Here is a 26,429-nt window from a genome sequence, read left to right on the forward strand (position 1 = left end):
TTGGCGTTGTGACGGTTAAATGTGAAAAAGTTTGACTAGCTGCTACGCGTCTCCTTTGTCCATTTGTAGATTCCGTCGCTGGGCGGCAGACATTCCAGCTTTTGCAGAGTCGTCGGCGGTAATTACTCCGCCTTTGGGGGTTGGATCGGACTTTTTCGCCCAATCGTACTGGGTAATCGTCAGATCGGCCAGCGTATCGAGTGTGACTGATTTGCCATCCACCAAAAGCGGCTGCTCGGTGCTGTCGGCTCGCATGATCTGGCCGGTAGCGTAATCAATTACCCCTTTCAACTTTTTCTCGCCAACGCCGTTTTTGAGCAGCTCTTCCGCGTCAGCCACGAAGTTGCGCTCGAAGTGACGGTCGCTGGTAACGTCCCGGAGTTTGCCATTCCGAATCGCTTTCGCCAGCAATGACATGTGTACGGCCTGTTGCCGTGCAGTCGTCGCGGCACTTTTCTCTGTTTCGTATACCGACTTTTCGACGTAATCGCCGTTCTGAATTTTGGTTTTCAGGTCGGTAAACTCTTGCTGAAGATCGTTGTAGTTCTTGTCACCGGACTTCGTGCCAAGTTCATCGAAAGCTTTCAGCATGAAAGCGTACTTTTTGTGAGAATCGTTTGCGCCAAACTTGTCGTACTCTTTCTTCTGATCGGCACTTAGCTTCGGAACGAATGTCTTCAGCATCGCATCGATAGGATCGAGGGCTTCGGCTTTCGCGCGACCTTTCACAGTCTTAAAAATCACGTCGTTACCTACGGCTTCGTCGGCGGTGAGCAAACTGGCAAGCAACTTCGTCGCATCCTCATCCGGGTGTTCTTCGTCCAGATTCTCAAAAAGTTTGGTGATCTGGTCGTCGGTCAGGTGGCCGGATTTTTTCAAAAGGTTTTCGAGAAGAATTCTCCGTTTCATTTTGTTTGAGTGTTTCGAGCCGGTGGCTCCAGTAATAAAAAAGTTCGTCAGCTTCGAGTGCACCCGTACCGTCGAACGAAATCGTTATTGGGGGTCTTCGTTGCCCGAATCCTCCTGGGCGGCTTTGATGCGAGCGAGATTGTCCTCGTGCTGCAATTTGGCCTCCTTGTACGCTTTGGAGTTCTTGGCGAGTCCGGAAGTTGCATTCATGAACCGCTCTACTTCAGCCTCTTCCGTTTCCGGCAGCGAATCCTCTTCAACCTCCAATTCGCCCTCTTCCGCAAACGGAATGATGTCGTAATCTTTGCGCTTGCCGGTCGGCGACTTGGGATCGACAACCGTTTTATAGGCGGGCATACCGAGCAATTTAGCCGGGGTGTGGATCGGTTCCCCCGCTTCGTCCCGGTCGATGGATTCCCATCCGGCCACCGTCATGATGACGTTGCGGGGCGGGTCAACTTCCTGAAGTTTCCGGCCCACTTCAACCGTCCGGGGGCCGAACTGAACAACCACCTCATCGTTGGGGAATAGTTGCTCAAAAGTCTTTTTGTCCATAAAAAATCTTATCTAAGTTTATATTAATATTAACTCTCGAAATATATAAAAAACAAATTATTGTTCAACGGTCTGCGTAACATTTTCTAAGTCAACGCCTGGCTGTACTTTCATCTGGGTGGTAGGCGGCATTTCCTCTTTCGCCATCGGCGCGGGACGTAGCTCGCCAATCAAATCTTCGTTGTACCGCTGAAGCGTTTCGTACTGCTGTTTGTCGTCCTTGAGCCAGAAATCGGGATCTTCCCGGAGTGCTCGGCTAACGAGTCCTTCGAAGTTGACCGAGAAGTGGAGTTCAGAAATTGCCAGCCGCGTTTTCGGGTCTTCCGGCTTCATTTTCGTGAAAATCTCGTTCGTCTGGAGTAGCTTTTCCTGATACGTCAGCGTCCGGTGTGGGTCGAACTTCGTCTTCGCCATGTAGCGCCGGTAGTGGTCCGATTGCTCGCCGGTCGTGTACTGAAGCATCTTGATCTCATAGGCGGACACCAGCGCCGAATCGTACTTTTTATCCTTCGCGTTATTCAGCTCTTCACGCGTCAACTCGGCATTTTCGAGGTTAAACCGTACCGGACGTAGTACTTTCGGAATCTGCTCACCGGCCCGACCGGATGGCGCAAACCGAATGGCATCGGCGCACTTATAGCCTTCCTCCAGCAATTCGAGAATGTGATCAGCCTGGGTGTTTAGCTCGCGGTAAAATTCCTCCCGGTCGTACCGTTTCGAGGTACCGGACGTCGCCAGCGGAGTCACGCGAATGAATTGCATGTTCATCGTTGCGTAAGCCTCTTCGGTGTTGCGCTTTAGTTCCTGCACCAATTCTTTAAGCGGCTCAATTGACCGGGGGATGTAGCCACCGGGAGCGCCGTTGGGCGCTTTGCTACCTCCGCCGAAATCCTCGTCTTCGCCACCCGTGACCCAGATCAGTTCCAGTCCGGAACCGGAGCTATTATAACCGGTACCTTTGCACTTGGGGCACTCCTTCACGTCTTTTATGTGGCCGCTTCCGTCGTCTTCGCGCTCCACAATCACACCGGCAGTGCAGCCCGGATAGCCACATCTTCCGGTAGCTCTCCGCCATTCCTGAGATGCAATATGAAAGCTCAGCTCGACAAAAATATCGTTATCGATCTGTTGCGCTTTTCGCACGTAGGGCAGCGAGTCGGAGAGAATGCTGACATGCAGCTCTTCGCCCATATTGTTTTTCTTCGCCCGCTTCTTGCCCAGCTTGAACGCAGGCATCATTTCGCAGTAATGCCGTGGTGGCAGGAAATTACTACCCACGACTCGGCCTAGTTCATCGTAAATATTTTCGTGGCCGAGAACCTGCCAGTTGGCCTCCTTGCGGCCCGAATCGGCATTGACGAAGCGGCCCATTTGCCGGGCAATCGAATAGCTGTCGTGATCGACAAAATACAGCGTAATGCCTTCCTGCTTTTGCACCCCGTTTACATTGATGAAATGCCGCTCGGGACTCATCAGCACGGCAAATTTGCCCTTCCGGTGCATGAAAACGTTTTCGCTGGGAATGACCAAGAACTTCGGCTCCGTATACAGTAGATCAGATTCGGGAAGCTGTTCGGGCAGAATCAGAAAAACCGCGTTCGGATCGTTCACGTAGTCGGGAGCAAACTCCTTGAAAAACCAGTTCACAGCCCCGCCTTCCGGGGAGAATGACGAACTGGTCATGTAGTTTTTCAGCGAATGCTCTTCGTCAATCTCTGTGGTCGGAAACTGGATATCAAAATCGTCCGCCTGACGGATATAATCAAAGGCATTGATGACCTGCGAGCGCAGTCCTAGAAACGGATTCCCCTGCTGCTCGAAAACCTCCTTCCGAAACTTTTTATGTTCTTCGCGTTCTTTCGGACGGTTGATATTCAGGTAGCGCGGGTATTTTTCACCGAATACTTCATTAATCGCTTTTTTGTGCTTGACCGACTCGGGATAGTATTGGTGTAGCAGTGCGCCACCGGGGGCATTGCCACCCGCGCACTGTTGAAGATAGGGGGAAATATCGCGGTTAAATACGAGCATGACAGGGTGAGAATTTGATGCTAAAAGAATGGCATAGTCAATATTAATATTAACTATGCCATGTCAAAAAAAAGGAATCAATTAAGCGGCCTTCTGCACTTCGAAGGTGTAGCTGCCGAAAATGCCGGTTTCGTTCTCGACCGCGACCGTGAATTTGTGGCGACCAGCCGCGAGCGTACTGGCAATGTTCACCTCGCCCGTATTGGTGTCGATGGTCACCGGCAGATTACCGATTGGCTCCTTCGCGTTTTTGAAGATCGAGTACCGGGGCGAGCCCTTTTCCAAGACCGGACGCGTCAACTCGGCAGCCGTGCCGGTAGCGAGCGTAAACCGATTGACGGTACCGGGAACGACGACCGCGCCGGTGACGGTGAACGCGCCAAACGTGTACCGCAATTCTTCCGCTTTTAGCTCGTTGTCTTTGATCCCGAACGTCGGGATCAGCTCGCCCTCTTCGTGGTTCCAGATCAGCGAGAAGCTACCGGCGATGTCGTTACCGAACTCACCCGTCAGCTCGTGACCGATGTTTTTGAAGACGGGATTCTCGGTATCGAAACGAACCACCTGCACAGACTTGTTCGTGAACAGGTACGTGTCGAACGCCTTTTTGCCAGCCCGCAGGGAGTTAAAGAAAGCAATGTTCAGGAACATGTACTTGAAATCAATGTCCACGGTTTCTTTCACTTCGCCGGTTGCGCGTTGCTCCGTACGGGTTCCGTAAGGAATCGGCTCCAGCATTTCTTCCGGCTTCGCTTTCCGACCGTTCACGGTGCCTTCACCGAAGAACCATGCTTTTCCGAGAAAGGTCAGTTCTTTGATCGTTGCCACGAGATTGCTGGCACTGAGCGTGATGGGCGTTTCGCCGGGAATGGTCACTTCTTCGCCAAAATTCGGCAGCGTGTTACGGTCTACCAGTGCCAGCGCGATAAAATTTGATTTGGGGATCATACCCACATTGTCCAACGGAATGCGTACAGACAGTTGTTGCGGGTCGGTGTTTTCAGGCAGAAAGTCAGCCAATGATGACATAAAAAATTGTGGTTTATAAAGTGAAAAAGAAAATACTAAGACTATTTCGTGAACGGGAGCCTGCCCCAGTTTGCCGGATTTAGGTCGCCCGGAAACCGTACCCAGGCGATGTAATTGCCGTTCGGGACATTCTGATAAATATACCGGGTTTCGCCCGCCTGATAGATCATGTTCGGTCGCCACGTCATGTCGAACCCTTCCAGCATGTATTCGACCGGATCATTCGTGTTGTTGATCGTATTGACACTGTTGTTGCCATAATCGATGTGCTTCGTCAGGTAAAACGCCGTCGTGGGCTGTGAATCAACGGCAATAGATTCTTGACGCGAAGTGTATTCGGTGTCGTCTTCGCCCCGAACGTCAATCGTGGCCGTCACGTTTTCGGTGTACGTTTTGGAGGTGGTGCTCGTCCAGCTGCCGCCGTTGTACCTTACCAGTGGATTACCCTTGATTCCCCGAATGTTCCGCACGAAAAGCAGTGTTTCGGCGAATTTCTGAACAATTGTCAGGTCAAACTGAATACCGCCGACAGGGGGAATTTCATATTCCGGGTGGATGATCGCCCCGACACCTTCTGGGTCATAAATAGGGGCTGGCAGGTATCCGTAATTCTTCAAAAATAACTCTGCGGAAACAATTAAGACTTCTCCTTCAGATGTAATAACTGATAGCTCTGTTGGGGTTTTCCACCCCGAAAATCGCACCTTTGAAGCGGAAACAATAACTGGAGTACCCGCTTGATTCCCCTTGGCTGTAATGCAGGCGTAGATCAAATCCCCTGCGGCCAATGGGGATACATTTATGGTGCTGAGTCCAGCAGTGAGCAAGCTCGTTCCAATGAGCTGCTCGCCCCGAAATAGAAGCACCTGCGCGCCATTTGTAAAATTACAAGAGACCTCAACCGATTGAGAATCGGCCCACGCCCCGGATGTAATATGAGCTAGTTGATCCATTTAGATTTTGATGGAATAGGTTCTCCCTAATGGCTTGCCAATGAAAAGCCAGCATTGTCCTGCATTGAACCGAGGCCGGTAAAGTCTCCCGTTGATAGTTACGTTTTTTCGGTAGCCATCCTGAACGTCACCGGCGAGAACAACAATACCATTACCCTCGTCGATTGATTTTATCGTGATTTCCATGTTGCGCTGATTTAATCGCCGATGTCCGTACCTCTGATGTTGAATTTGGTTGCGTTGCCGATCTGGTAGTGGTAGTTATTCTTGACCTGAATGGGGTCAGAGGTGGCGGCTGTCGTATCAATCGCATAGACGGAATAACTGCCGATCCAGTTGGACGATAAGATGCCCCGACCGGAGTTACCCGAAACCGTAATACAGGTTGTTCCGAGCGGAGCCAGCGTAACGGCCTTACGTCCATCCAGTGTGCACCCTTTGATGTTCCAGTTGCGGCAGTCTTGAATCCGCGCGCCGGGCATTCCAAAATCTGCCGTAGCAAGAGTTGTATTGGGAAATGCGTTAGCATTGGTTATCGAAAAGCCCACCACATTAAACATGTAGATACAGGTCATATTACCCTTTTGGTGAGCGATACTGAACTTCGGATTGTTGATTGTTGCCCCGTGGCCCCCGCCGTTGTAGAAAATGGCTCGTTCGCCAGTGTCGTCAAATTTTACGCTGTCAATATCGACCTGAGTGCCTGCCGTAACTTCGAGGCCATAAATGTTTTCGTAGCTGAATACACCGGGAACTGTTTCGACGCCCACGGCATTGCCAATGAATCCCCCTTCTACTTTGATGTTATTGGTCCGCGCCTTGGAGATGCTAATGCCCCGGTTGTCGTAGCCTTTGCCGTGGTTGCCCTTGAATTCTCCATTCTGACAGCCTGCCGCTTCGTAGCAATACTTTACGCCATCACGAACAATGTTGTTGGAAACGATAAAATTGTCGGTGTTATCCATCGAGATCCCCCAAATATGGGCCGAACCCGGCTGTTTACTGCCGGTGATAATGTTGTCGGAGATAATGATGTTTTCGGACTTGCTGTTGGTAAACGCATCACCCCGCCAGACCTCAATGGCCAGGGTGTTATAGGATGTTGGCAAGACAACCCCCGAATAATCGAGGTGATTGCGCTGAACAATGATGTCGCGAGTTTCCCAGTTCGTATTAACACCATCGTGAGCATGGATTTTGATATAATCCCGCAGACAATCTTTGAATTTATTGGAAGTAATCGTCCATCTTTTACAGCCGCCATGCAGGAAGATGGATTCTCCGTTGTTGTTAATAAAACGACAGTTATCGATCACGCCATCAGTACTATTTTTGACGTAAATAGCGTTCCGATTGGCATTGATGAATGTAACATTATCCAGCGTCAGTCCGTTATAGCCAATGTTATACACACAGGCCTTCCCCAATCCGGCCGTCGTGTTCCCCGCTTTATTATAATCCAACACCAGATTCGTGAGTGTCACATTGTGTGCACTAATGTTAAAAATGGAGGAGTTCTGCGAATTGGAAAGCTTGATGGTCGCCCCGTTTCCATCAATATCGCACCGACAAGGTATCTGATTAACCTTATAGGTCTTGAATCGAAATAGCTTAAGCACTCCTTTTCCCTCAACCGCCTGGCTAGCCGCCATTAACTTCGTAGTATCATCCGCAATACCATCGCCAATCAGCCCCGCCCATTCCCCCGAATACACCCCGTCGGAGACAAAGCGTTCGTAGTATTTACCCGTTGGCCCCTGAAAATACAGGAAGTTCTGACCAACGGCTGGTAGTGAACCTGAGCGTTGAACGCAAAGCGACCCGTCCGGATGCAAACAGGCGCTGGCATCCGTGTTGGCAAACTCTGCAATAACCGGCACCTGCGTTACACGCTTGGATAACCCAGCCAGCATGGATGCAGTTGTTTCAGGGTCACTATAAAGGTTTTCGGCCAAATCTTTCCATGTTCCCCGTAGATTACTGGGCTTAATAAGACCTACTGTATTATCAGGAATTTTCTGGTCAACTAAAGCGAAAAACGCTTCTTTTGAAGTCATAATATTAATTTAGTTTATATTAATATTAACTCTCGAAATATATAAAAAATATTACCTTCTGCACTGTCGATCAGGTGAAATCTTCATTAAATGCCGCATCGAATCCTTTTTCCAATGGTTCATTGTAAAATTCGGATACTTCAGTTGGAATTGATTTCAAAACAACGAGTCGCAATCGTTCGCCAGATAATAGACTTAACGATTCTGTACGGTGTAGCATTCGGGCCGTCAGTTCATATCGATTTAAGATTAGATCGTTTTTATAGACTATCAGGTGACGACTTTCGTTTTCGCAACGCACCAGAAGCTCGTAGCTTCCCGGAGTGATTCTTGTCGCGTCACTAATCGGCAGGGTTGTATTGCTATCCTTTAAATAAAAAAGCAAGCCTTCGGCTCCTGAAATCGACTCAATCAAAGCAAATCTCAGTTCGGCACTGAGCGGATAGAAGTCATTCATAGACCGCTCACTTTGCCGCTCTGTTAAGGTTGCTTGTGCCTGTAAAAGCTGCCTGCGACCAATAAACTCCGATTCGGAATATTCCCCGGAGCACAGCAGCGGAATCTCATTGATCGACACGAGGTTGTGTTTTAGTGCTGCCGATAATACCCGGTGAAAGACAGCAGGTTGCGCCGACGTAGTAAGCGTCCGTTGCTGCGTGAACCGGGCCGACTGCCGACGCTCCACCGAATCAATGCCGGTGTAAAGCGTTTCTTGTTGAAACTGCCGGGATTCGCTCAAAAAAGCCGGGATTCGAACTTGCTGCATAAGTCCCGGCTCGCCGTAGTCGTAGCCGAAGATGCTGCGCCCCGACCCCGGAAAATCATCCCCCCAGCGCAGTAATGCCGTATCGCGGGCAAAATCGGTCACCTGGAGGTAATTGCTGACCGCTACGGTCGCTTCGGTTCGCTTATCAGTCAGCAGAAGTTGATACGCTCCGTTTTCCAGAATTTTCGGGATCGATACCGTACAGACAAGCGGCAGCGCCTTCATCCAGACACTACCGTCGATCAGATCGACGGCGGCAATGTTCGCTTCGCTGAGTGCCATGCCGCGCTTGGCGTAGGCTGTCAATTCGCTATTCTGCGGCACCTCGACCGTGAACGGGTGTCCGGTGTAGTCGAGTTTTTCGGCGATGGTCAGCGTGGTATCGTCATCCGTTGCTGTGACGCTCTTGGCTCCGAGAATGAAGACGTTGCCGCGCCGGATCGATGTTCCGATGTACACGCGGTACTGATCCACGGTTGCGGATGGTATAACGACCTTATCGGTCAGTGTGATTCCGGGGGTATTGGTATTGGTGATTGACCGGGAGCCGGGAACGGCTGTCAGAAGCGGTTGTGAGCCTGCCGGAACGGACAGTTTACCCCCGACATTCGCAAAGTAGTTTACGACCGTCGCCACGGTGTCGCCGGGAGCGACCGCATACGAGCGGTTTGTTTGCCCCGGAACGGCAATCTGAAACACGTTTCCGGGTTGGATATCCGCCCCGATGATGACATCGTACAGGTCAGAACCGCCCGAGGTGCTGCTGTAAACAATGGAAATTGTTGGCCGGTTGCGGTTGTTGAGTGCGATGGCCCCCGGCTGTACGCTGTGGATCGGCACGGTTCCCGGCGCAACCTCGATTCGGCCACTAGCGGAAACGCCGAGGCCGGCCAGTACATCGGCGGGAGTCTGCCGGGAGTTGGCCACGTAGGTAACGGCCCCGAGCTTGAAGATATTCCCCGCTTCGATGTCGGTCGAGATCGACACCCGAAAGCTGTCCTTGGCGGCTTTGACCACCGTTCCCGTTTTCTGGGCGCTTACGCTCGGACTGTTGTCGTTGTAGGTACGATTGCGTCCTAGACCGATACCGAGCGGCTGATTGCCCAGACGAAACCGGGGGCCGTGGTACGCCCGGATTAATAGCTCATTGCCGTACCGATCCACCGAAACCGGCGTGTAAGGGTAGTTCTGAAAGTGCTCCTGAATGGCCGCAACGTAGTCGTTCAGGTTAGTTTGTGCGCCGGTAAACGTTCCCAGTACCGGCAGCTTTACCGGCTCGCCGGTGGCCGGATCGGGAGCGGTACCCATAATCGCAAACTGCCGGATTTCCCCCGGCTTCGGAGCGCGGTTGATTCCAATGCGAATACGGCTGCATAGCTCGCCGTCCTGCCGACGCAGAGCACCAGCGTTTTCGGTAACGGCTCCGGTTTTCAGGTTCTTCAGATCGATCCGGGCGAAGTCCAGATCAAGTCCGGCCAGATCAACGCGCGGAACGATGAACTGAAGCATATCCCCCGGCAAAACCGGCATGATGGCGTATTTCTCGGCGGGGGTCAGTCGGTTGGTCGGAAACTCCTTTCCATTCTCCGAAAGGGTAAAGAAGCGGTAAAAATGATCAAACTTTTGCATGGTGGTCAGCAGGCTAAAATGAGTGTTGCAACGGGTCCATCGGCGGTCTGCGACCAACTCGCTTCCATCAATAATCCGGTACAGGTTTGTTCGCCGTCGTGAAATTCGATCCAATCGTTGAGTCGTTCGTATTCAAGCATCGATAGTGACACTGTGACGGTTGCTATCTGATCGCCGATCAAGGGCGGGGCAGGGGCGAAGGTGGTTGATTCGTTGGGAGCGAGTGCTCCCTGAACGGTTTCGAGCGTTAAATTGCCGCAGTAAGTCAAGAACGGCAGCCAGTTCCGCAGGCCATTTTCCGGGCAAAGCTCCGCGTTGTAGTTCGGCGACGTGGTTGCGCGTCCATTCTGATCCACGATGATGATAAACAGATCGTCGTCGTGCGTTTCTTCCTTGCCGGAGCCGGTCGTTTCGGCAAGGAACTGCTTGCGTCGAATTTCTTCAATCAGCGAACCGGATGCTATCAGCGCACTTCTTAGATCAATCGTATTACGAAAGGTCGAATTATCGGTTCGGTAGGAGCGACTGCCGTTGGGTTCAATCGCCGACGTGAGGCCGTTACTCTTCCAGGTACCGAAACCGGTCAAAACTTCTGACGCGACGAATTGCGTATTGACCTTGTAACGCACGTCGGTAATTGACGGCAGAATCGTTGTTCCGGCTTCGTGAAGCATTGTAACCTTGGGTTCGAGCCGGAGCGTTTGCCGGTCTGGGCCGTCGAGTGTTTTTTCGAGGTTAAAGAACCGGTCCAGCTGGTCGAACAGCCACGCAAAATCGATCTTGAACGGACGATTTACGCCCCGCAGATTGGCACCATTCGTTAGGAAAACCGAGCGGCCATCTCCCACCCGGAAGAAATCACTCCGAAAACCGAAACTAGGGCCACAGCGTAACGCAAGTTCTTTCAGGAGATCGTGCGCGTACATTCCGAAACAGGTTGTCTCCGGCAGCGAAACCGGCTCCTGAATGCCCAGGCTTGTCGTTGGTCGGTACGTTGCCGTGAAGGCCGCGTTTGAGCTGGCCGACATCCAGCCAATGGCAACCGACGTGTCGTGTGGCACGGTAATGACGGTATCAACACCCGTAACGATGTGCGACCCCGACTCAATGGCAAACGTTGAAAAGGGTGCCGAGCCGACTACGCGGTTATCTTTCAGGAGTCGGTATCCAAGCGATGCCGAAAACGATACGTCGGTTGTGAAATCGACATCGACCACGCCCGAAATCTGAATCGTTACCGGCTTTCCGGTTTCGTTTTTGTAGATCGGCTCGAACGACAACGGCTGAAGCACCGAGAGCAGCGTTCCGGCAATCGACTGATCTTTATCATCCTTCCGCATCAGTGGTAACGCGTGGGCTACGGGGCCGCTGACGGGGCGGGTTACGGTCGGGCGGCTCAGCACATAGGCAGATTCGGCAGTGATTGGCTGACCGGGCAGCGAAATCGTCTGAGTCGCCGGAACGGAAAACGCGCTCGTAAAGGAAGCCTCCAGTGTTGTGACGGGATTAGAATCTCGAAACGAACAAAAAGCCCGGCCCGGTCGGGATGAATACGTCACAAAGTCTACGTAGGATTCGTAGATCGAACGCCCCTGATCGTCGGCAATGGCAAACGCCACCTCAGCGTTCAGACGGTCACGGCGGTACGCATCCCGCAACGTCCGCACAGACGACGGATCGGAAAACGTCACGTCTCCGAATTTGACATAGCCGATCTTCCGGTAGAAGAACCCCCAGGTGCGGGGGTTCCTGATTTTTTGCAGCGTGAGCGCGTCCAATCCAAGCGGTGGCACCGTTGGGACGGAGTTCAAAAAGACTTTCATCGACTCATTATGTTTGATAAATACATTGTCTGCGACTGCTGGCCTTCGAGGTAGGTGGCGATCCCCTGCTTGTCGATGGTGACATTCAGAAGTTTTTTATTACGCAGTTCACTGGTCAGGCCCGTAAGCAGGTTTTCCACCTGGGATAGATCAATCGTTGTTGTGCCGCCATCGTGCCCGAACAGTTCAGCGGGGGAGGCCATCACCGGCACGGGTCCGAAGCCGCCGAGCAATCCGGGATAGGTTTGCTTCAGACTGTCGATCAGCATCGACCGGCGAACCAGTTCCTCGTTGGTGATTCCACCGAGTTGCTTGTTTTGCTTTTTAGTCATAACCCGTTCTCCTTTATCGAGCCAGGCGGGAACGGTGTCAGTCCCGTTCGGAAAACGGTTTTCGGCATCCACAAACTCGGTACCTTTTGCAAAACCGAGTGAGTTAATATCCCCGATAGCTCCGTTCAGATCATCGATTGCGCTATCGATCTTACCCCGGTTAAATAGATTTCGCTTGCCCCGCAGAATCGCAATCTCAGCCTGCAACTCGGCAACCTTCATGCGTTTCGTTGCTTCGAATATTTCCCGCTGAGCGGCCTTTACGGCTTCTTTGTACTCGGAATTGGCCCCCGACATTTGATTGGTAATCTCACGGTCCTTTTGAGCAATCTGCTCTTTCAGTGCGTTGATGATGGCGGTTGTTTCCTCCTGATTGCGACGGATTAGGTCCTGTGTTTCCTTGTCTTTCTTCGCAATTTCCTCTTTGAGTGCCTTTTGTTCGGCAGCAGCTTCCTTTTCCTTTGCGACGATCTGGTCTTTCAGGATGCTGATTGCATTCGCCGAGTCAGCCTCCAGTTCCTTGATCTTCTTGTTTTCCTCTTCTTTGATTTGCAGGTTCGCGAGGGAAATTTCCTTTGTCTTGTCACCCATCGCGGTCTGATACTCCTTGTGCTTTTCAGCAATGAGCTTATCAAACGCAATGGTAATACGGGCTTTCTCTTCGGCGCTGGCTCCGGCATCGGCGGCTCGCTGCAATTCGCGCTGTTTGGCGGCTTCGAGAGCCGCTACCTCACGAGCTTCACCGGCAGCCAATAATTCCTTCCGGTAAATGTCGTCTTCGGACATCCGAAGAGCTTTGTCGCTGTAAAACTGATCCGTAAGTGCTTTTTGCTTGGCAAGTGATTCGTTGAGAGCCTGAACTTCCGCGTTCTTGGCCTCCTTGAACGCATCCAGTTCATCCCGGACGGCCTGCATTCGCTGCTCGGTAATGTCCTTGAAGACATCGAGATTCTGTTTCAGGATCTTCTCGTGGGCATCACTGGCCGATTTGGCCGCATCGATCTCCTGCTCTTTCGCTGCCTTGAACGCAGCCATCTCTTCCTCTAATGCCTCAATTTTAGCGTCACGAAGCTCCCGCTGCATCTCCAGTTCGCGTTCGATTTTGGCGATGTTCATCGCTTCTTCGCGTTGTAATTTGTCGTACTGGGCTGCAATCATTTCCGAAAGGAACTTCTTGATATTCGTTCCGGCGTTGGCTTGGATTTGGGCAATCTGCTGGGCTGTAGCAAACTCGGCTTCAATCCGATCCCGACCTTCGGCGTACTTCATTTCTTCGGCGTGGTAGGACCGAATCAGGGCTTCTTTCTCGGCATAGGTACCCTTGAAGGTTTCCAGTTCCAGTTGCAGAGCCTCCTGATTCATGCGAATCATGGTGTTGTACATCTGCGCAAACACATCGCGGGTTCGCTGGTAGCCGTCCGCAATCGCCTGGTACGTTTCGGCCACCATTTGATTGTACGCGTCGGCAATCGCTTTCGCGACCTGCGCTACCATGCTGAAAATGCCCATGGTGGCCTCGAACGACTTCATTTTCGTTTCATCAACGACACCCTGCGCTTTGGTAATGTCCAGCTTGGTTTTTTCGATACCAACCCTTGTCTGTTCGATCTGCTCCTGCGAGCGATTCAGACTCGAACTCTGGATGATTTCCAGATGACTAAGTGTCTGCTTCAGTTGATCGACCCGGTTCTGGGCCAGCTGCTCGGTTTTGCCCGAGAGCACATCGACGTTGTTGATGGCCGACAGAATCGCCCCGGCAAACTGCGCCACAATGGGATTGCCTTGCCCGAAGAGATCGAGAATTGATTTGAGTGCGTGTTCCCGGAACTGCCGGTTTTTCTCAATACCCTCGCGTTCGAGTTCTGCGTTCCGCTGCCGGATTTCCTTGACCTTCTGCTCGGTCTGATTGATCAGCTCAACCGTTTTGGTGGCCGTGGCGGTTTCCAACTGCGTCCGGGCCTGTTCGTACTTCAACTGATCCTGATTGCGTTGGTCCAGCGCCTTTTTGTACTCCGCGCTGGATTTCTCCGATGTCAATCGAACCTGATCAAAATACTCCTGCGACTGTTCGTAATTGATCCGCAGTTGCTCCACCGCCTGGGCTTTGATTTCGTCGCTCGCCTTTTTGCCGTACTCCTGAAGCAGTACCAACCGTTCTTCGTGCGTTTTGGCGACTCCGGCTTTTTCCAGAATCTTTTCGGCCTCCAGTCGCTGCACAGTCAGCACTTTGACTTTTTCGTCGTGCTCCAACTGCTTCGCCATCAAATCCTTGAACTTCTCGTCTTCCAGCTTCAGTTGAAGTTCCCGGTGCTGGGGAGCGTATTTATTGATGATTGCCGTAATTTCGTCCTGCTTCTGAGTAACCAGCTTCGAGCTTTTGTTGACGGCTTCGATTTCGGCCTGTTCCTGCTTTTTCAGCAAATCAATTTGCTGCTTGAGCCGCAGCTCGCCCGACTGCGCTTCCAGCTTCTCAATGGCAATATTGGTGGCGCTGACACTTTTGATCTGAAGGTCTGCCTTCAACGCATCGATCTGAGGTTGCGTTTCGGAAATGACCTTTTGAATGCGTCGGGCTTTTTCCTTTTCCGAAAGCTCCAGTTTCTGAATATTGTCGATTCGCTGCTTTTGTTCCAGTTCCAGCAAACGCAGTTGGTCTTCCAGCGTTTTCTCACCCGCCTTGGCTTTGATCTGCATAATCTCGATCTCCGTCTGGCTGATGTGCTTTTTGGTCGTCTCGGCTCCGTCTGCCTGAATCTTGCCAACTTTTTTCTGGGAATTCTCGGTAATCTCCGCGATTTTGTCGGCTTCCTCTTTTTTGAGCTGTTCAATCCGGCTCTTGTTGCCGGCCGATTCCTTGATCTGACGTTCGTAGAAATCTTTCACCTGAGCAACCTGCGCATCTTGCGCGGACTTCTTCGCGTTTGCAATCCGGGTATCGGAGGCCTTCTGCTCTTCTTCGAGCTGTTTCTGGCTCTGCTGATTCGTTCGCAGAACTTCCGCCCCGGCCTTCATCCACTCCGCACTCATGATCGTTGCCAGACCGTGGGGCTGTAGCGTTTTGGAAACCGATGAATGGTAGTCGTGGTACGACTTTTCCAGATGCTTGATGATAGCCGCTGAGTCGTTGCCGTACTGTTTTAACTCCGGCATCTTCTTCACCAGCCGGGCGATTGATTCGGCTTCTTCATCCCACAGCGCCCGTTGTTTGTCAGCGTTTTTCTCGGCGATGTAGCTTTCTTTCGCCAGCGCAATCCGGGTTTTGAACGAATCATTGACCTTGTCGAGAATCCCCTTCAGTTGCTCATTCGTGACCTTCTCCGAGTTGATACCCGTGAAGTATTCGGGGTATTTTGCGACGAGCTGATCAATCGCTTCTTTCCGTCGAACGGTGCCGGTGCGAGCCGCCATTGCGGCCTCGGTAAGCCGATTAAGTTCGGACTGCTCCTTGCGTACCTGAAACTCCTGCTCACTCATTGACTGGGTAACTTCTACCGTAGCAGCATCCAACGTCATAAGTGCGGTAGCAGCTAAACCGACGACGGCCACGATGGCCCCGATCGGGTTGGCAGCCAGTGCCGCCCACAGGGAACGGGCCGCGACCGCCGAAGCGAGTTGAGCGCGGGTAAACCCTTCGGTTGTGCCGGTGATGGCGATGACCGCCAGCCGGTAGGTGCCGGTGGCGAGCGTTCCGGCAGTGGTCAGGCCATTCCAGGCGGTTTGGGCCACCGCTAACGCTTTGGTGGCCACCTCCTGTGCACGAGTTGCGGCTTGCCACGAGATATAGGCCGTCGCGGCGGCTTTGATATAAGCGACGGTGCGCTCAATCGCTTTCTCGGAACCGATAGTGGTATCGATGAGCTGATTCAGCGTCTTGATACCGCTCTTGATCGTATCCTCGTAAAAGTCACCGATCCGTGCTTTGGCAATAAAATACTTATCGGATAAGTTGGCAATTTGCCCGCCGAGCGTTTGAGATTGCAGTGCCATCAAATTGTAATACCGACCGCCGACTTCGCTGGCATCGAATAGCGCCTTTTTCACCATATCGAAGGTGATCGTGTGCGCTTCGGCCATCTTCAGAATTTCCTCGCGCGGCTTCTTCATCGATTCCGCGAGCAGATCGTACAGCGGTACGCCGTTCTCTGCAAACTGGTTAAGCTCCTGCTTCATGAGCTTGCCCTTGCTCTGTACGTCGGTAAACGCCTTTGCAATCCGGGGCAGTCGATCCTCACCCACGACAGCGGCCATGTTCCCGAGCATATTCAGCGTCGGAATCAGCTCTTTCGTTTCAACGCCCAAGCCCTTGAGCATGAACGTGGTTTCGGTCAACGATTCAATCTTGAACGGCGTTGTCTTCGCCAGCTCGATAACGTCCTGATAGACTTTATTTGCTTCCGCTTTCGAGCCGATCATTTGGGTAAGGCCCATGTGGAAGGTATCGAGCTTTGTCTTCGCTTCGATCACTGACTTGCCGAAGTCGATTACCTCATGCACTCCGAAATAGGCGGCTACCAACGTGCGAAACTCCCGCAGAACGTCGCTCTGTTGCCGGATGGCTGTGGCCTGTTCCCGCAGTTCGCCCTTCAACGCCAGCGTCTGCCGGGTCTGTTCACCCCGGATGATGGCGGTTTGCTGCTCCTGCTCCGCCTTTACGGCGATGGTTTGCTGATTGAGAGCCGCCTTCAATTCGGCCAGTGCCTGACTGGCTAACGACCGGGCGAGCGCACTTTGTTCGTTGGCCGATGCCCTAGCGGCAGCGTCACGCTCGGCGGCTCCGGCTTTGGCCGCGGCTGTTTTCTGCGCTTCGGTGGATTTGATTTCGGCAACCTGCTTCTGAGCTTCGGCCTTGATAATGGCCGTTTGACGCTCTTCGTCGGCTTTGACCCGCGCCGTCTGCTGAGCCGATGCATCCTTAACGGTTGTGATGCTGTTTCCGGCCTCTTTCCAGGCACGGTTTAGTCGGTCGAGTGAGGCTTCCTGTTGGGATACGGAATTTTGTAGGCTTGCCGCCTGCTGCTTGATGACCTGTTCCTGTTTCTGGCTCAGTTCGATCAGCGTAAGAAGCTGCTGCTCAACGGTAGGTAGTTCGGAGACGGCTTCGAATCGAAACCGGACGTTTTTGTCTTCCATGCGGGTAGCCTGATAAGTGCCGCCCGCTAAGATAGGGAAATGTTAATATTATTATTTCGACAAAAGCAATAATATTAACTAAGTTTCGATTTGTGAAAAAGTAAGTTAATATTGATATAAAAAAAGGGCGTTATCGCCCTAATTCGATGCTGTATTTTTTGGGTTGATCTAGCTCATGGGTGCCGCAACGGGAATGGAATGGAGTAGGTTTTGGGCTGCGGCCACGAACGCCAGTGATTCGGCATAAGCCAGTGCAGTACGGGGTGACTGCTGACGCTGCGCGAACAGGTCGTACAGCATCGACTTGAAAACACCGTACCATTCCTGATCAGTGTGCGAGTCCGCCAGAAAGATGTAGGACTGCGCAAAGCAATCCAGTGTCAACGTTTCCGGGTCAGCTTGAATGATAGAGATTGCACTAGGGTACTTGAGATTTAAGTAAGAGTTCAGCAAGGCAACGTCACTTTGCTTACGACTGGTAATTTTGGTTTGCATTAATTGGATAGGTTAAATAGCCATTTATTACTTATCTCGATGGGGTGGGGGTATTCTTTTTTCTTTCTAACTCTCTCTTTTTTAACTCGTCACGTCGTCGGGCATCAAGGTAGTTGTGGAACTCTTCGACAGTGAGGTTATCAAATTGTCGAATAAGATTGACGTCTCCTTGCGTGATTGCAAAAGCGAAATCGTATCTCTCCCGAAACCAAGCCTCTCGGACATTAACAGTAGCCTGCTCCAGTCCAATACCTCTTGAAACCGAACCTCGTGGATATAGCTCACGATGTCGTGATTCAACAGCTCGGATAAGGGCACAAACTGCCCCATGGGTGTAGCCAAAAAAAAAGCGTACAATTCGGGGTGCTTGGCGAAGATTCCGATGTTTCGCTTTGTCTTTGCCGGTTCGGGTTTCGCCGGATTTTCGTCTTCGGCAAAATACCAGATCGACGCAATTTCATAAACTTGTTCAATGTCCAGACCGAACGAACGCCGGGCATCAATGCGGTCTTCAATCGTAAGTACTTCCCGTAAGCAATCCTGTGCCGATTCCGGGTCTGCGACCAGATTCAGCATTGCTTTTTTTAGCAAACTTCGCTTCGTCGCCTGGGCGGTATCCATGAGGTCGGTCGTCAGCTTGAGAACGTCATGACTACGCAATAGGTCCGAAAAGGCGTGAAAACGGCCCATGTACAGGTTGATTCCCTGCTGAGTAGCCTGATAGAATTGAACATTGTCACGGATGAAGAATGATCCGTCGGGCAGCTTGGCGGGTTCAATATCCCCCTTCTCCAAAGCGCGTTGAAAGTCTGCTTGCATACTTACTATTTTTCAGACAGAAATATTGAAAAAGGGAGTGCAATTTAGTGAAAATTCTTCTTGCCGTACTCCCATTATTGAGTAATTGAATGAGCGAGCGAACAGGCCGGGGTGCGGGGTGCTGTCTTGGTTGACTGATAATTTCAGGTCGTTTTTTAATACGGAAAGTGTATCATTGTTAAATGACTTCAACTGAGCGCATCTGGCTTGATTAATAGCCATGATTCCGGCACCAAGCTTGTCTGATAATGTAGTCAAAATAATAAGCGTACAATCGACATTAAACGACTGACTGATTGTACTGCCGTACTGGTTAGTAGTGTTGGGGGTTCCGCCCCTGATGACGTGCAGAATCTGAAACTCATAGTCGCTGGTTTCCAGACAGAAAACGCGATCTTCCTCGCCGGGAATAACGAAACCGGCTTTGTTTTCGGATGCGATAAACTTTGATTCGGCAATTCCATTCAACTGAATCCGGGTGTCGGGATTCTGTCGCGTAATGAACCGATCAATCTCTTCAATAGTTTCAAGTAGCATAGCTTTCAATCGTAAAGATTATTAACACTCTCGTAAACGGGTCTGCTGGCACGTTCCCGCTCGTCGGGGGTCATATCGAAGGCGGGGCCGAAATAATCCTCTAAATGCTGGGCAATCTCGGAAGCTCCGTCGTTTTTGAAGCCGACACTAACCCCCTGCGCATCCGAACCAACAATTCCCCAGGCACTCATTAATTCGCCGGTCAGCGTGAAATCGACGTGCTCAACCTGACGCTGTGCTCGCCGACGGCGACGACCGTGAGCGCGGGAGTAGCGCCCTATTCGTTGCCGGGCGCGGGTGGTCATCGTTGTACCCGACGCAGTGCGCCCCGTTGTCTGAATCCGTTCCCGAACCAGATCGGCCCCTAGCTGCGCTGACTGAACCAAGCTGGACTGTGTAGACTGCCGCAGTTGCTGAAGTCGTTCGACTTCCCGACGCAGTGTTTCCAGAAGATTACTTTGTATACCAGTCAGCATATAATTATGATTTACTTATATTATAATTGAGTAATTATAACATTAATTTAACATACAAAACAAATTTTTGTTGAAAATTCACTTATTAAACAAAGCTACCGGAATAGAAACCCGGCTGATCCTGCTCGTTAGCGCATAGACAAACTGACCCGTTGAGTTGCTGAAAAATGAGCTTTGCGGCCTGTGAGACGCGTTTTCGGGCTTCGTCCTTGTACTGCACGATCCGATCTTCGGTATCCATCCGGTTCGTCTGGGTAAACAGGTTAAATTTCGGGCTTGCTATCTTTTCATCGAGCAGCAGCACGGCGCAATAGTAAGCGAACGGCCAGCACAGCTTATCGACAAACCGATCCGCTACGCTCAGAATGTCGCAGGTCAGCGAGGCATCGACGTACACCGCTGCCGGTGATTCGATCAACGACGAACGGGCTTTCAGGCCAGCCAGCGGGAGCATACCCGACTCAATCGTTAGTTCATCGGGAGCACACGACAATTCCAGTTCAAGCAATGTAGTTGCGCTGATGTCAATGCCGATAAACAGATCAAGGCCGCGCCAGTTGACGGAAAACGATTTGTTCACTGCTATGGCATTGTACCCCTCGTTGATCGCCACGGCCTGGCTGAATAATTCCGAACGACCCATCAGGTCGTACACCTTCAGTGTTGAGTTGCCCGACGACTGCGAAAGAAACTCCACGGTGTTGACCCGAATGGCGGCATGACGACCCGAATACGGGGCCGCGATGGCATTGCCCAGATACCGGGCGACTGGCAGCACCGGCAACGCTGATACGGCGGGGCGGGGTTGCTCGGTGGAGCACACGATATGCCGGAAGCTGGCTTGCTTTTGAAGCTCAATTTCAAGGCACGTCGTCAGCCGTTCAAGTGCGACACTCTGAACTTTGGCCCACAACTGCGTAACGGTATCAGCACCTTTGGTGACGGCAGCCGCCAGTTCGGTACTCATTCCGGGCAGCGCATTCACGTACACCTTAGCGGGTTGGTTCTCGGGCGTAACCCCGGACAGGCCGACAGATCGAAGTAATTCACTCATTTTTGGAATACTGTTTAAGGCTTTGAAAACGAATTACTTCTTCTTTGCTCTTGCGCTGAAAATGCGAGCGCAGGTGCCGCTCTGTTTCGTTTAATCCCGGCATACGCTTCTGCCGGTCGGAGTAGGCGTACAGCTGGGTCAGTGAATCATTCAGCAGTCGCAGAGCTTGCAGGCGTTCAGGGGAAGCGTGTACCTGAATCTGCTTGACCAGTAAGATACCGGCCTCAATCAACGTTTTGACGGTTGCGTCGTGCCGTTCGGGATCGAAAACATCCATTCGAATAAGTAGATAAGGCCGTCAGCGAGCAGCGCCAGAAGCTGAATCCACGCCAGCGGAACGACAACGGAAATGATGGGAGCAAGTACCGCCCCGGCCAACAGCATAACCGGGCCGGGGGAGTAACCGGAATCAAGACAGAAAAGGTAGAAGAACAAAGTTTCCAGAGCGCCCATGACAAGGTAGATGCCGATTAAACAGATTAACTCATCGAAACGCCGGAGGAAGGTAAAAAGTTGTTTCATAGAACTTGTTTTGTAAACCGATGGTAATATTAATATTAACTTCGGGTTCTATCAAACATTTCGACCGTAGTTCGGTAAATATTTTTTCTACGCTGCCATTTTCAGGCCCAGACCGTCATAGGTGCTCTTCTCGAACTGGCACAGATCGTAGCGGAACGTATCCCCGGCATGGCCGTAATTGTGCTTGTCGGCATCCTTCTTGTCGAGCGACCCGTTGGAGAGTGCCCGCATCCGTTCGATGTCGTCCAGCAGCAGACCGCACTTTTCTTTGTCGATAATGATCTTCCCTTGGAAGTACGCCAGTAGCGCATTGCAGATAAACCGGCTTGATGCCGTGGACGGGTTCGATTTCGGCACCCGCGAGTAGTTGCAATACTTGTGACCGTACTTGCTGAAGTACGTTTTGATAAGCTCCCAGGCGCTTTTGTTGCCGGTCGTGTAAGCACTGCCGGAGTTGCCCGAACCGTCGCCGGTAAAGTACACCTGATTGTTCTTGAACCGATACGCCAGATCACGACACAGCCCCTCCAGATCGTCGCCACCGTGAATGAGTTGCTGGTATTCGATGCGCTGGCCGTCGAAGTGTTGCGAGATAAGTACCGTGTTCTTGACGTTGAAGTCCCACGACAGGTACACGGGGTAATTCGGGTTGTACTTTGTCTCGCCCTTGTGAATTGTTGGCTTGTAGGCCGTGAAATACGGGTTATCGGGGCGAATGATGCCCCAGCCGCCGAGACCATAAACCCGGTAGTGTTCCGGGTTGTTTTTCTCGTACCACGCCATATCGGCGATGTATTTCGCACCGACGAACGGATTATCCAGAAACGTACTGAAGATGACGGTAACGCGCTCGTCCGGCTTATCATGGAAACGGGCCTTCAACCAATGCCGCTCACTGATCGGGTTGTACGTCAGGTAGATTTGGGGTTGCGACCGAATCCGGTCACTCATGACATTGAACTCGGTTTCTGATAGCTCAGTCGCTTCTTCGACCCAAACCATTGTGATCCCGGCAATGGATTTCATTTTCTCCGGGTTGTCCAGCCCCCGGAAAATAACTACTGAACCGTTGCGGAAGGTGAGCTTCTTCTGCGACTTGTTATAGGTGTAGTCGCGCTTTTCTTTGCGGCCCCAGAACGGAAGCGCCATTTCGAGAAAGAGCGCAACCACCGAGTCGTTCAGTGTTGTTCCGAACTTGCGAATAACGAGTAGCTTCTCCTTTTTCTGCATCAACCGCTTTACGAGATACTGCGCCATCGCGTGAGATTTCCCGGAGCCACCACCACCGAAATTCACCACGTAGTCGGTTTTCGCTCGCTTATCCAGATCGTGGTAAACGCGCAGAAACTTCGCCCGCAACTTGGATACGTCAACGATGGGGCGAATCAGCGTCTGATTCTGATACAGGGGCTTTACGTTGCTCATTGCTCAGGCTGCTCTTCTTCGTCTCCGATTATATCCCAGCCCGGAATTTCGCCACCCTGGCCGCCATTCCCGTTGCCGCTGCTCTCGGTCTGTCCGAGGTACTGCTTACCCAGAAAGATCAGCATCGGCACGGACGGTGCCTGCCGAACGCGTCTTGTCTTGCGCTCAACAACCCGGAAACTACCGTCACGCTGCCGCTCCGACTTCTCATCGGTCAACGTGAACTCGTATCCGTAGGCTTCTTTGAACTGAGCCGCTTTCAGACTGTAATGCGTCTGGGCCTTGATGCTCTGGGCGTAGTCCTGGAACAGTTGCTTCTTTTCGCGTTTGCAGGCTCGGTAAAGCGTTTCCTCATTGAACCCAAGCGCACGAGCAATAGCCGCCCCGGATTCCATGACACGTAGCATCGAATCCACCTTGGCCCAATCTATTTCAATCCGCTTTGCTCCCATGATCGTATTTACTTACCTACATATTTCCAAGACGTGGTAATTCGGTTACTGCTGGTACTGTTGAACTGCGAACTCTTACCCGGTTTGGGGTGCCGCTTCTTGGCCGTGCAGGCCCAGAGCGGGTCTTTTTGCATCTGTCGAATCAGCGCGGGGTGCGTCGTTGTCGTGATCAGCTTCCTACCTTCTCGCGTAATCAAGCTGGCAATGGTGTTGCGAAGTTTGATTCCCAGCCCCAGCCCCTGAAACGAGGGGAGTACCACCGTGCGGTGAATGCGTAAGCAGTTCTTTACGACGGGATGGGGGAACGTCAGCACGGCGGTAAACCCGGCCAGTTGCCCGTTGACGGTCGCGACGAACACCCGCGCCGACTTGTTGAAATCGTGGCTCAGATAGTGATACTTACTAAATGTCGCCCATAGCTCGCCCTTTTGTGCGGGTCGGTCGATCTCGTACAGGTCGATGTCGAACAGAGCTTTCCCGCGCCGTTCACCTCCGGGACGTAAAAGCGCATGGTGTTGGTGTCGAACACCCAATCGGGTTTTAGAAACTCTTCTACGTCGTAATGACAGGTCACGGCGATAAACTGCCGATCGGTCCGGCGAATGGCCTTCTGAACGGCAAACGAACCAGCCTGGGCAACGACGCGGTCAACAACGGACGTAAACTCATCGAAGACGACCAGCTTCTCGGGGCGTAGCAAGGCGTTCGCCAGATCGACCCGCATCTTCTCCCCGTTCGAGAGCACGGAATACGGCTTGAGCCACGACGGGGGAGACGAGAACCCCACGCTGGAAAACATCGTCGTAATGTCCTGCACGGTGCACCCCGTTGGCATATCGTCCAGAATGCTTTTCGCCCGGTACTCGAATGCCGTTACGTAGGCAGCCGGGAACAGTTCTCGGGCTATCGTAGTCTTGCCGGTACCGGATGCGCCGACGATCAAACCAATCTGCCAGCCCGCGGGCGGGTCAATCGTTCCCGTAAATCGTTCGGTAGTCTTGGTGCTCTGTAGATCGAACGTCCCGACGACGGAAGCGACCCGGAACGATTGGCCCGGGTCGGAATACCTTACAATGTCAAAAGCTTGCATGAAATACCGCGTTCAATCAGTTCATTGTACATCTTTTGTTGACTGGCTTCGTCACCCAGTTCAATCTCGATCCGGTACTTGGTTTCGTAGTCGCCACTCCCTTCGTCGCCGTCGTCGTCACCCAAATCCTTAATAGGTCGATCCATCCATTCGTCAAAGGTGGTAGCCTGTTTGATGAAATCGGTGTCGGGCATCGTCGCAATGAACTCATCGAAACCGTCCTTGGTGACTTCGCCGTAATTGGACGAGATTAAGAGAATCATTTTCTTGGCGTGCTCCTGATCGTCGGCCTTTACTTCGACGTAAGGCAGATCAACCCCACCGGGAAACTCCGTGCGCAGCACCCGTAGCCGTTGGTTTCCGTCGAGTGTGTAGGGGTCTCCCGTCTGGGGTTCGAACCAGACGAATAGCGGGAAGAAAAACCCCTCGGTTTCGATGGACTGAACGAGTCTTTTGTAATTCGACTTACTCAGGTCTTTTAGGTTGCCCTGCAAGTCCCAGAGGTCATTCGAACTGATCGTGGGCAATTCCGCGAGTGCGGGGGAAATAGTCAGCTTCATACAATTTTGCGTACCGTTTCGAGTGGTTTTGATTGTCGAAAGATAGGCAATAATAATATTAACTATCGAAAAAAGCCAGCCAGTGCAGATTTAGGAACGAAAATGGCCCAAATCCCGCTGATTTGTCTACAATTCCCGCATTAACAACCGATTGAGTCGAAAAAATAATTTTGGGATTCCCTTGATTTTCCCTTGACATTGTTAATATTGATATTAACTTTGTAGGGTAATCGAAACAATAATATTAACTCAAGCAAAACTAACTGCAATGGAAACTGTAATCACCGCCCCAAAGACTTCAGATGTTCAAATCCTGAACCCAAAAGATTACTCCACGAAAGAAGACTATGCTGTAGCGATGGGATTCCCGAAAGAGACGGGCTGGACTGAAATCTGTGAGACGCTGGGACTGGAACTTGATCCGAAAGGTGGACGTCGGACCCTGTACAATGCCTTCAAAGCTCAGGCGAACATCCCCAACGAAGGAGAAGGTAAAATTGAAAAGAAATCCGTATCCGTTACGGTTCCGGCCAGCACGATTACAGTTATCGACCAACCGCAGCCGGTGAAAGAAGCTGAAGCAACTGAAGAAGTGGCCGAGGTAAAAGGTGAGCCGTTCGAGATTAAGGAGGTAAAGAGAAAGAAGGCGGCTCCGGCTCCGGTTGTTGAAGAAGGAGAGGACGATGAAGTTACCAAAGCCGCCCGGATGTTTGCCGAAGCGTTAGCCAAAGCAAAAGGCAGGTCTCCTGAATTAAACCCAGAGCAGATTCAAAAGATGGTAAACGACAACCTGCGTTCTTTCCGCGAATCGGTGGACGGCCAGATTCAAGAACTCCGCGAGGAAAACGAAGTTGCATTGCCGCACTTGGTAACGAAAATCGTCGAATTGAAGCTTCAAGATGTTGGCGTTACCCGGATTGAGGTAAAACTTGGCGATAAAGAAGCGAAGGAAGTTAAGGGTAAGACCCACAAAGAGTTCAAGAACCTGCTCCAACATGCGGCCATTCGCGATAACGTTATGCTGGTCGGCCCTGCCGGTTCTGGGAAAACTACCGTTTGTCAGCAAGTGGCCGAAGCGTTGGAACTGGCGTTCTATTGCAAGTCGGTTTGTGCCCAGACCTCTAAAGCCGAACTATTAGGCTACTGTGACGCAAACGGCAATTATGTAACCACGGAGTTTCGGAAGGCTTTTGAGGACGGCGGCTTGTTTGTTCTGGATGAAGTAGATGCCGGAAACCCGAACGTGATTGCGGTTCTGAATAGCGCCCTGGCTAATGAGTACTGCGCCTTCGCCGATAAGATGGTGAAGAAACACGAGGATTTTGTTCTGATTGCCTGCGCGAACACCTTCGGCCTGGGTGCGGATCGTCAGTACGTCGGACGCAATCAATTGGATGCCGCAACGCTGGATCGGTTTTCGGTGATTGAGTTTGCTTACGACGAAACGTTAGAACGCGACTTGGCTCCCAATAAATGGTTCTGCAACTTCACCCAGAAACTCCGCAAGGAGCTGGTCGCTGAGCGGGTTGTTATCAGCCCCCGCGCTACGATCTTAGGCGGTCGATTGATCGAAGCCGGTTTTTCTCCCGAATATGCCTTGAAAACCCGCGTTCTGAAAGGTATGCCGGTAGCATTGGCCGAGCGAGTGCAAAAGGTGTTCGGTACATTCTACAACGAACGGGCCGCGAAAGGTTTAGAACTGCCGAATCAGACGAAATGATCCAGACGAAGCCGGGCCAATCAGTCCGGCTTCTTTTCTGATAAATCATTTGGTCGAACGGTTAA

At 51.8% G+C, this 26,429-nt stretch carries 22 protein-coding genes; 1 reads left to right on the plus strand and 21 read right to left on the minus strand.

Annotated elements, in window-relative coordinates:
• Positions 1–42 precede the first annotated feature (42 nt).
• The 21 genes from ACYVH9_RS22490 to ACYVH9_RS22590 all read right to left on the minus strand — a co-directional run bounded on the left by ACYVH9_RS22490 (position 43) and on the right by ACYVH9_RS22590 (position 24,644).
• Complete coding sequence (locus tag ACYVH9_RS22490; protein ID WP_460638661.1) at positions 43–909, minus strand: hypothetical protein; 867 nt, start codon at positions 907–909, stop codon at positions 43–45.
• A gap of 84 nt (positions 910–993) precedes the next feature.
• A complete protein-coding gene (locus ACYVH9_RS22495; protein WP_460638662.1) occupies positions 994–1,464 on the minus strand; it encodes a hypothetical protein in 471 nt (156 codons plus the stop codon).
• Between the two features lie 57 nt (positions 1,465–1,521).
• Positions 1,522–3,495 (minus strand): hypothetical protein, encoded by a 1,974-nt coding sequence (locus tag ACYVH9_RS22500; protein ID WP_460638663.1) that lies wholly within the window; start codon positions 3,493–3,495, stop codon positions 1,522–1,524.
• Between the two features lie 81 nt (positions 3,496–3,576).
• A complete protein-coding gene (locus ACYVH9_RS22505) occupies positions 3,577–4,524 on the minus strand; it encodes a hypothetical protein (protein WP_460638664.1) in 948 nt (315 codons plus the stop codon).
• A 41-nt stretch (positions 4,525–4,565) separates the two neighbouring features.
• Positions 4,566–5,141 (minus strand): hypothetical protein, encoded by a 576-nt coding sequence (locus ACYVH9_RS22510; protein WP_460638665.1) that lies wholly within the window; start codon positions 5,139–5,141, stop codon positions 4,566–4,568.
• A gap of 533 nt (positions 5,142–5,674) precedes the next feature.
• A complete protein-coding gene (locus tag ACYVH9_RS22515) occupies positions 5,675–7,390 on the minus strand; it encodes a right-handed parallel beta-helix repeat-containing protein (protein ID WP_460638666.1) in 1,716 nt (571 codons plus the stop codon).
• A gap of 214 nt (positions 7,391–7,604) precedes the next feature.
• Entirely contained in the window at positions 7,605–9,929 is a 2,325-nt protein-coding gene (locus tag ACYVH9_RS22520) for a hypothetical protein (RefSeq protein ID WP_460638667.1), read from the minus strand.
• Positions 9,930–9,934: 5 nt separating this feature from the next.
• Complete coding sequence (locus ACYVH9_RS22525; protein WP_460638668.1) at positions 9,935–11,752, minus strand: hypothetical protein; 1,818 nt, start codon at positions 11,750–11,752, stop codon at positions 9,935–9,937.
• Positions 11,749–17,214 (minus strand): tape measure protein, encoded by a 5,466-nt coding sequence (locus ACYVH9_RS22530; RefSeq protein WP_460638669.1) that lies wholly within the window; start codon positions 17,212–17,214, stop codon positions 11,749–11,751. Before ACYVH9_RS22530 ends, ACYVH9_RS22525 begins: the two co-directional genes overlap by 4 nt.
• 168 nt (positions 17,215–17,382) lie before the next feature.
• On the minus strand, positions 17,383–17,709 hold the full coding sequence (locus ACYVH9_RS22535; protein WP_460638670.1) for a hypothetical protein: 327 nt from the start codon (positions 17,707–17,709) through the stop codon (positions 17,383–17,385).
• Between the two features lie 81 nt (positions 17,710–17,790).
• Positions 17,791–18,528 carry a hypothetical protein gene (locus ACYVH9_RS22540; protein WP_460638671.1) on the minus strand — a complete coding sequence of 246 codons (738 nt, stop codon included), beginning with the start codon at positions 18,526–18,528 and terminating at the stop codon, positions 17,791–17,793.
• A 12-nt stretch (positions 18,529–18,540) separates the two neighbouring features.
• A complete protein-coding gene (locus tag ACYVH9_RS22545) occupies positions 18,541–19,074 on the minus strand; it encodes a hypothetical protein (protein ID WP_460638672.1) in 534 nt (177 codons plus the stop codon).
• Positions 19,071–19,541: a hypothetical protein gene (locus ACYVH9_RS22550; RefSeq protein WP_460638673.1), complete on the minus strand. Its 471-nt coding sequence runs from the start codon at positions 19,539–19,541 to the stop codon at positions 19,071–19,073. The genes ACYVH9_RS22545 and ACYVH9_RS22550 overlap by 4 nt, the downstream gene beginning before the upstream one ends.
• An 85-nt stretch (positions 19,542–19,626) precedes the next feature.
• Complete coding sequence (locus ACYVH9_RS22555) at positions 19,627–20,595, minus strand: hypothetical protein (protein WP_460638674.1); 969 nt, start codon at positions 20,593–20,595, stop codon at positions 19,627–19,629.
• A complete protein-coding gene (locus ACYVH9_RS22560; protein ID WP_460638675.1) occupies positions 20,588–20,872 on the minus strand; it encodes a hypothetical protein in 285 nt (94 codons plus the stop codon). Before ACYVH9_RS22560 ends, ACYVH9_RS22555 begins: the two co-directional genes overlap by 8 nt.
• Positions 20,824–21,117, minus strand: a complete 294-nt coding sequence (locus ACYVH9_RS22565) for a hypothetical protein (protein WP_460638676.1) — start codon at positions 21,115–21,117, stop codon at positions 20,824–20,826. The genes ACYVH9_RS22560 and ACYVH9_RS22565 overlap by 49 nt, the downstream gene beginning before the upstream one ends.
• Before the next feature lie 87 nt (positions 21,118–21,204).
• Positions 21,205–22,542: a PBSX family phage terminase large subunit gene (locus ACYVH9_RS22570; RefSeq protein ID WP_460638677.1), complete on the minus strand. Its 1,338-nt coding sequence runs from the start codon at positions 22,540–22,542 to the stop codon at positions 21,205–21,207.
• Positions 22,539–22,994 (minus strand): hypothetical protein, encoded by a 456-nt coding sequence (locus ACYVH9_RS22575; protein WP_460638678.1) that lies wholly within the window; start codon positions 22,992–22,994, stop codon positions 22,539–22,541. The genes ACYVH9_RS22570 and ACYVH9_RS22575 overlap by 4 nt, the downstream gene beginning before the upstream one ends.
• 8 nt (positions 22,995–23,002) lie before the next feature.
• Positions 23,003–23,464, minus strand: coding sequence for a GNAT family N-acetyltransferase (locus ACYVH9_RS22580; protein WP_460638873.1), 462 nt, complete (start codon positions 23,462–23,464; stop codon positions 23,003–23,005).
• A complete protein-coding gene (locus ACYVH9_RS22585) occupies positions 23,380–24,084 on the minus strand; it encodes an AAA family ATPase (protein WP_460638679.1) in 705 nt (234 codons plus the stop codon). Before ACYVH9_RS22585 ends, ACYVH9_RS22580 begins: the two co-directional genes overlap by 85 nt.
• Positions 24,063–24,644 (minus strand): hypothetical protein, encoded by a 582-nt coding sequence (locus ACYVH9_RS22590; protein WP_460638680.1) that lies wholly within the window; start codon positions 24,642–24,644, stop codon positions 24,063–24,065. The genes ACYVH9_RS22585 and ACYVH9_RS22590 overlap by 22 nt, the downstream gene beginning before the upstream one ends.
• Before the next feature lie 268 nt (positions 24,645–24,912).
• On the opposite strand from ACYVH9_RS22590, the gene ACYVH9_RS22595 reads away from it, so the two are divergent.
• Positions 24,913–26,364, plus strand: a complete 1,452-nt coding sequence (locus ACYVH9_RS22595; RefSeq protein ID WP_460638681.1) for an AAA family ATPase — start codon at positions 24,913–24,915, stop codon at positions 26,362–26,364.
• Positions 26,365–26,429 lie beyond the last annotated feature (65 nt).

It is taken from the genome of Larkinella harenae (assembly GCF_054780515.1).